Annotated in this window: 6 protein-coding genes and 1 pseudogene; 1 reads left to right on the top strand and 6 read right to left on the bottom strand. The window is 67.2% G+C overall.

Annotated elements, in window-relative coordinates; genetic code table 11:
- Nucleotides 1-237, top strand: a pseudogene (locus tag GVY64_RS16505) (IS5/IS1182 family transposase); the annotation flags it as partial.
- A 200-nt stretch (nucleotides 238-437) separates the two neighbouring features.
- Here GVY64_RS16505 and pstB read toward each other — a convergent pair.
- From pstB to GVY64_RS16475, 6 genes are all read right to left on the bottom strand, one after another.
- The gene (gene pstB, locus GVY64_RS16500; protein WP_159842257.1) at nucleotides 438-1,214 is read right to left on the bottom strand and encodes a phosphate ABC transporter ATP-binding protein PstB; all 777 of its coding nucleotides are present in this window, start codon (nucleotides 1,212-1,214) and stop codon (nucleotides 438-440) included.
- A 21-nt stretch (nucleotides 1,215-1,235) separates the two neighbouring features.
- Nucleotides 1,236-2,138: a phosphate ABC transporter permease PstA gene (pstA, locus tag GVY64_RS16495; RefSeq protein WP_159842255.1), complete on the bottom strand. Its 903-nt coding sequence runs from the start codon at nucleotides 2,136-2,138 to the stop codon at nucleotides 1,236-1,238.
- On the bottom strand, nucleotides 2,138-3,109 hold the full coding sequence (gene pstC, locus GVY64_RS16490; RefSeq protein ID WP_159842316.1) for a phosphate ABC transporter permease subunit PstC: 972 nt from the start codon (nucleotides 3,107-3,109) through the stop codon (nucleotides 2,138-2,140). The genes pstA and pstC overlap by 1 nt, the downstream gene beginning before the upstream one ends.
- A 91-nt stretch (nucleotides 3,110-3,200) precedes the next feature.
- Complete coding sequence (gene pstS, locus GVY64_RS16485; protein ID WP_159842253.1) at nucleotides 3,201-4,313, bottom strand: phosphate ABC transporter substrate-binding protein PstS; 1,113 nt, start codon at nucleotides 4,311-4,313, stop codon at nucleotides 3,201-3,203.
- 241 nt (nucleotides 4,314-4,554) lie between these two features.
- On the bottom strand, nucleotides 4,555-5,475 hold the full coding sequence (gene mshD / locus GVY64_RS16480; RefSeq protein WP_159842251.1) for a mycothiol synthase: 921 nt from the start codon (nucleotides 5,473-5,475) through the stop codon (nucleotides 4,555-4,557).
- Between the two features lie 126 nt (nucleotides 5,476-5,601).
- Entirely contained in the window at nucleotides 5,602-6,366 is a 765-nt protein-coding gene (locus tag GVY64_RS16475; RefSeq protein WP_159842249.1) for a winged helix-turn-helix transcriptional regulator, read from the bottom strand.
- Between the last annotated feature and the right edge of the window lie 114 nt (nucleotides 6,367-6,480).

Below are 6,480 nucleotides of genomic sequence, written 5' to 3'. Positions count from 1 at the left end.
TACGACTATCCGCGCGTGTATGCCGACCTGCGGCAACGTCGTATCACCGGGCACATCCCGCGCCGCGGCACCCGCGACAAGGTGACAGGGCGATGGATCGTCGAACAATCCCTGGCCCTGCTACACCAGTACCGCCGCCTGGCCACCCGCTGGGAACGACGCACCGACATCCACCAAGGATTCCTCGACCTCGCCGCCGCCCTCATCTGCTGGCGAAGACTCCGCAACCGAACCTGATAGGCGCTCTTACCACATGGCCAAACAACACGGCCAAGCCATGCAAGAGAAATACGGATCAGCAGCAGACTGAACAACCACGGGCCCCGCAGAAAACGCGCGGAAGTCGTGAACCCGGCACGCCGGCACCGCTGCCTTCGGCGTTGCCGCAACGGCGAAAGCAGGAGGAGCCATTACAGCACCGACTCCCCGAAACGTTCTCAGCCGAAGCGACCGGAGATGTAGTCCTCCGTGGCCTTCTGCGACGGGTTGGAGAAGATCTTCTCGGTGTCATCGATCTCGATCAGCTTGCCCGGCTTGCCCTGGGCCTCCAGGTTGAAGAAGCCGGTCTGGTCACTCACGCGCGCGGCCTGCTGCATGTTGTGGGTGACGATGACGATGGTGAAATCCTTCTTCAGTTCGGTGATCAGGTCCTCGATCGCCAGGGTGGAGATCGGGTCCAGCGCCGAACACGGCTCGTCCATCAGCAGCACGTCGGGCGACACGGCGATGGCGCGCGCGATGCACAGACGCTGCTGCTGGCCACCGGAGAGGCCACCGCCCGGCTTGTCCAAGCGGTCCTTGACCTCGTTCCACAGATTGGCGCCGCGCAACGATCGCTCGGCGACCTCGTCGAGTTCCTTCTTGTTGCGCACGCCCTGCAGCTTCAGGCCCGCGACGACGTTGTCCTTGATCGACATGGTGGGGAACGGGTTCGGCCGCTGGAAGACCATGCCGATCGTGCGGCGCACGCCCACCGGGTCGACCTGGGTGCCGTAGATGTCCTCGCCGTCCAGCAGGACCGCGCCCTCGACCCTGGCGTTCGGGGTTACCTCGTGCATGCGGTTGAGCGAACGCAGCACGGTGGACTTGCCACAGCCCGAGGGACCGATGAAGGCGGTCACGCTGCGCGGCAGCACGGTCAGCGAGACATCGGACACGGCATGGAACTTGCCGTAGTAGATGTTCAGATCTTTGACGTCGATCCGCTTGGCCATTTTCGGTAATCCGTTCCGCTTCTATCGGTTCCGGGTGAGCAGGCGGTTGAGGACCGCAGCCGCCAGGTACAGGAGGGCGATGATGATGATGAGGGTCAAAGCCGCGCCCCACACCCGCTCGCGTCCGGCAGCTTCGGGGTTGGCCAGTTCCTGGTAGATCAACAGCGGCAGCGACGCCATGTTGCCGTCGAAGATGTTCGTGTTGATCGACTTGCTGTAGCCGACGAGCACCAGCACGGGAGCGGTCTCGCCCATCACCCTGGCGATGGCGAGCAGGATGCCGCTGATCATGCCGGGCAGCGCGGTCGGCACCACGATCCGCACGATGGTCTTCCACTTCGGGATACCGAGCGCGTAGGACGCCTCGCGCAGTTCGTCGGGCACCAGTTTGAGCATTTCCTCGGTGCTGCGGACGACCACCGGCAGCATCAGCAGCACCAATGCCAGTGACACCGCGAAAGAGCTCTGCGGGAAGCCGAGCGTCGCGATCCACAGCGCGAAGATGAACAGCGCGGCGACGATCGACGGCACGCCGGCCAGGATGTCGACCATGAAGGTCGTGGTCTTGGCCAGCACGCCGCGGCCGTACTCGACCAGGTACACCGCCGCCATGATGCCGAGCGGAACGGCGATCACCGTCGCGACCAGCGACTGCACGATGGTGCCGTAGATGGCGTGGTAGACGCCGCCCGCGACCTGATTGGGCAGCACGCCCTTCAGCGAGTTCTGCCACCAGTCCGCCCGGACCACCGCGCTGAAGCCCTTGCTGATCACCATGAGCAGGACCCAGGCCAGCGGCACGAGCGCGACGCCGAACGCCAGCCAGACCAGGCCGGTCGCGACGTTGTTGCGCACCTTGCGCGACAAGCTCACATCTCGGAAGGTGGGCGGCTTGATCGGCCGGTCCAGAGTCGAGGAGGTCATCACCCGTTCACCCTTCCGCCCGCGGCGAGTCGAGCCAGCGCGTTCACGACGAAGGTCAGCGCGAACAGCACGAAGCCTGCCGCGATGTAGGCGCCGGTCGGCAGCGGGGCGCTGAACTCCGCCGCGGCCGAGGCGATCTTGGAGGCGAAGGTGTAGCCGCCGTCGAACACCGACCACTGCCCCGGCTGGGCGGCCGTCTTCAGCACGATCAGCACGGCGATCGTCTCGCCGAGCGCGCGTCCGAGGCCGAGCATGGCGCCGGCGATCATGCCGCTGCGGCCGTACGGCAGCACCGTCATCCGCACGACTTCCCACTTCGTGGCGCCGAGCGCCTGTGCCGCCTCGATGTGGGCTCGCGGGGTGAGGTTGAACACCTCACGGCTGACCGACGTGATGATCGGCAGGATCATCACCGCGAGCACGACGCCCGCGGTGAAGATCGTGCCGCCGCTGGCCAGCGGGATGTTGCCGTCCGCGAAGAGGAACAGCCATCCCAGGTTGTCGTTCAGGAAGGCCTGGATCGGCTCCAATTGCGGAGCGAGCACCAGGATTCCCCACAGACCGAACACGATCGAGGGCACCGCCGCGAGCAGATCGACGATCACCGAGAACGGCCGCGCCAGCGTCTTCGGCGCGTAGTGCGTCAGAAACAGCGCGATGCCGATGCCGACCGGAACGGCGAGCATCAGTGCGAAGATCGAACTCAGCACCGTGACCATGAACAGATCCCGGATGCCGAACCGGAGGTGGTTGGCGTCCGAGGTGTTGAAGTCGGTGCTGGTGAAAAAGTTCGACTCGTTCGCCAGCACCGACGGCACCGCCCGGATGAGCAGGAACAGCGCGATCAATGCGATGGCGGCGACGATGATCGCACCCGCTGCGGTCGCCAGCGAGCGGAAGACGATCTCCGCTCGCGGGCTGTGCGGGCGACCACTCTTCGTGGCCGGGTCGGTGCTCGGCTTGCTCGGCATGAGCGCAGTATCTCCGCCTGCTCGCAGGCCGGTCGAATCCGACTGGCCTGCGGCGGCAACCTCGTCGTGGACGGTCATGTGGGGGCTGCTATCAGGAGATGGCGTTGATGGCGGTGGTCAGCTTGGTCTTGAACTGCTCCGGGATCGGGATGTACCCGGCCTCGTCCAAGCCCTGCTGGCCGTTGGTGACCGCCGAGGTGAGGAAGGCCTTGACCGCCTTCGCCGTGTCGGCGTCGGAGTACTTCGAGCACACGACCTCGTAGGTCGGCATCACGATCGGGTACGCGCCCGCGACCGACGGCTTGTAGAACGAGGAGGTGTCGATGATCAGGTCGTTGCCCTGGCCGGAGATCTTCGCGGACTCGATCGCCTTGCCCGCCGACGCGACGCTCAGGGTGACCGGGTCCTTGCTCGCCGAGGTGATGATGCGAGCGATCGACAGGTTCTGCGCCTTCGCGAAGGACCACTCGTTGTAGGTGATCGAGTTCTTGGTGGTCTTCACCGCGGCCGAGGTGCCCTCGTTGCCCTTCGAGCCCGCGCCGACGCCGCCGTTGAAGGCCTTGCCCGCGCCCTTGCCCCAGGCGCCGTCGGAGGCGGAATCCAGGTAGAGCTGGAAGTTGTCGGTGGTGCCCGACTCGTCGCTGCGGAAGATCACCGCGATCGGCTCGGACGGCAACTTGGCGTTCGGGTTCAGCGCCTTGATCTCCGGGGCGTCCCAGGTGGTCACGGTGCCGTTGAAGATCTTGGCGGCGGTCGGGCCGTCCAGCGCGAGATCGGTCACGCCGTCGATGTTGTAGGTGATCGCGACCGGGCCGAACACGGTCGGCAGGTTCCACGCGGGCGAGGCGCAGCGGTCGGCGGCCTTCTTCGGCTCGTCCTTCTTCGCGCTCAGGGGCGAGTCGGAGCCACCGAAATCGGTCTGGGCGCCGATGAATTCGCTCACGCCTGCGCCCGAGCCGCTGGAGGTGTAGTTGAGCGTGGCGCCGTCGCAGTTCTTCTCGTACGCGGCGATGAAGCGCTCCATCGCGTTCTTCTGCGCGGAGGAACCGCTGGCCTTGAGGGCCTTCTTGCCGCCGCAGGCGACGTCGACCTTGGCCACATTGCCCGTGTCGGTAGAGGTGTTGTCGTCGCTGCCACAGGCGGCCAGCGTCATGGCGCCGACGGCCAGCACACCAACCAGGGCGCTGCTGCGCTTGAGATTCACTATTCCTCCGGAATGGCGTCCTACTCGTCCGGTCCCTCACCGGCCCGGACGGGTGCTGTGGTGCTGTTCGCGGGGAACTTGCGCACCAGGCAGCAGTGTGCTGCCCTCACACAACCTAAAGTCACGTGGTTGACAGTTGGACCGACCTGAGTGAACGGAGAGTGAACAGCCCGGCGCGATTGCAGCGGGGGGATGTGACGTTTGCCGCAGTTTTACTCGCGCGCATCCGTTCTGCCGCCTGCTATTCAGCCTCCGCCGCGGCATAGGCGACGTCGACGTGCGCCGGAGCGAATCCGAGACGGGTATAAGTGCGCACCGCGGCGACATTGTCGGCCTCGGTGTAGAGCAACACCTCGGCCAACCCGCGGTCGCGCAGGTGCCGCAACCCCGCCAGGGTGAGCAGTCGACCGAGCCCCCGGCCCTGCGCGGCCGGATCGATGCCGACCACGTAGACCTCGCCGACGGGCGGATTCTCCGCGTGATGCACCTTGGTCCAGTGGAATCCCAGCAGACGATCGGGAGCCGCCGGGTCGAACGCCAGGAACAGGCCCGCCGGATCGAACCACGACTCACCGCGACGGACTTCGAGGTCGCGCTCGGTCCACCCGCCTTGCTCGGGATGCCAGGCGAAGGCGGCGCCGTTCACCCGCAACAGTTCCGCGTCGTCGGCGGGACCGGCGTAGGTGCGCAACACGAGGTCGTCCGGGACCACGAGCTCGGGTAGCGGTGGAGTTGCCAGAGACCGCCGCATCTGCCACAACTCACGCGCCGTCCGCAGCCCGAGCCGGGCGGCGACAGCCTTGGCCGCCGGCCGGTCGCCGTGCGCCCAGACCCGTGCGCCCGGCCCGCCCTCGGCCAGGACTGCCGTGACCAGATCGGTACCCACGCCGTGCCCGCGCTGGACCGGATCGACGGCGACCTCGGCCATCGCCGGGTGTTCGCCGTGCTCCGGAACGAGATTGGCGTAACCGGCGATCGCTCCGGCCCGCCAGGCGAGCAGGTGGCGCGCTCCGGTGTGGTCGCCCGACGTCAGCGACAGCACGGCTTGTTCCGAGACCGGGGCGACGCCGTCGGCCGCGCTCGCGCGCACGAGCAGATCGGTGATCGCCTGCACCGTGGCCGCGTCGGGACGGTCGGTCCACTGTGTCGTCGCGCCGCTCATCGGCCTCCGTTCCTCGAGCCGGTGGACCCCGCGCGGGATCCACTGTCGGCAACGTCGTGGAGACGGTGGGCATTTCCGCCGGGAACGGTGCGAGCACCGCCTGAGCCGGCCACCGTCCGCCGGGGGTTACTGGGCGGAGCCGTTGACCGGCGTGAGCGGCGAATCGTCGGTGCCCTCGTTGTCGTCGTCCGGGAAGCTCACCGGCTCGCCCTTGGCCGACGCCCGCGACGGGCGCACGGCTTTGTAACCGACGTTGCGCACGGTGCCGATCAGCGACTCGTATTCAGTGCCGAGCTTGGCGCGCAACCGCCGTACGTGCACGTCCACGGTGCGGGTCCCGCCGAAGAAGTCGTAGCCCCACACCTCCTGCAGCAGTTGGGCGCGGGTGAACACGCGGCCCGCGTGCTGCGCGAGATACTTCAGCAGCTCGAATTCTTTGTAGGTGAGATCGAGCGGGCGGCCACGCAATCGTGCGGTGTAGGTGCCCTCGTCGATCACCAGCTCGCCGAGCGTGATCTTGCCGGTGTTCTCCGGGCTCGCCACGCCGCCGTTGCGTCCGACCAGCAGCCGCAGCCTGGCGTCGAGCTCGGCGGGGCCGGTGCCGGGCAGCAGGATGTCGTCGAGTCCCCAGTCCGCGTTCACCGCGACCAGGCCGCCCTCGGTGAGCACCGCGACTACCGGCACCGAGGATCCGGTACTGCCCAGCAGGCGGCACAGGCCGCGGGCCGCGGCCAAGTCGGTCCTCGCGTCCACCAGGGCGACGTCCGCGCTGCCTGCCTCGAGCAACGAAGCCACTTCGGTGGGCGCCGGGCGCACGTTGTGCGCGAGCAAGGCGAGCGAGGGCAACACCGACTCGGGGTTGGGGTCGGAGGTAAGCAGGAGCAGCTCCACAGGCCCTCCTCCCATCTCGTAGCCACGCGGATGCGGCAGCGCCGCCGCGCCCGCGTCGCTAATCACAGGTAATCGGATGCAAGATTAGCGCGTAACAAGGCATGACCACGCATT

The sequence above is a fragment of the Nocardia sp. CY41 genome (genome assembly GCF_009829325.1).
Classification (GTDB): domain Bacteria; phylum Actinomycetota; class Actinomycetes; order Mycobacteriales; family Mycobacteriaceae; genus Nocardia.
This window is presented reverse-complemented; position numbering and strand designations above follow the sequence as displayed.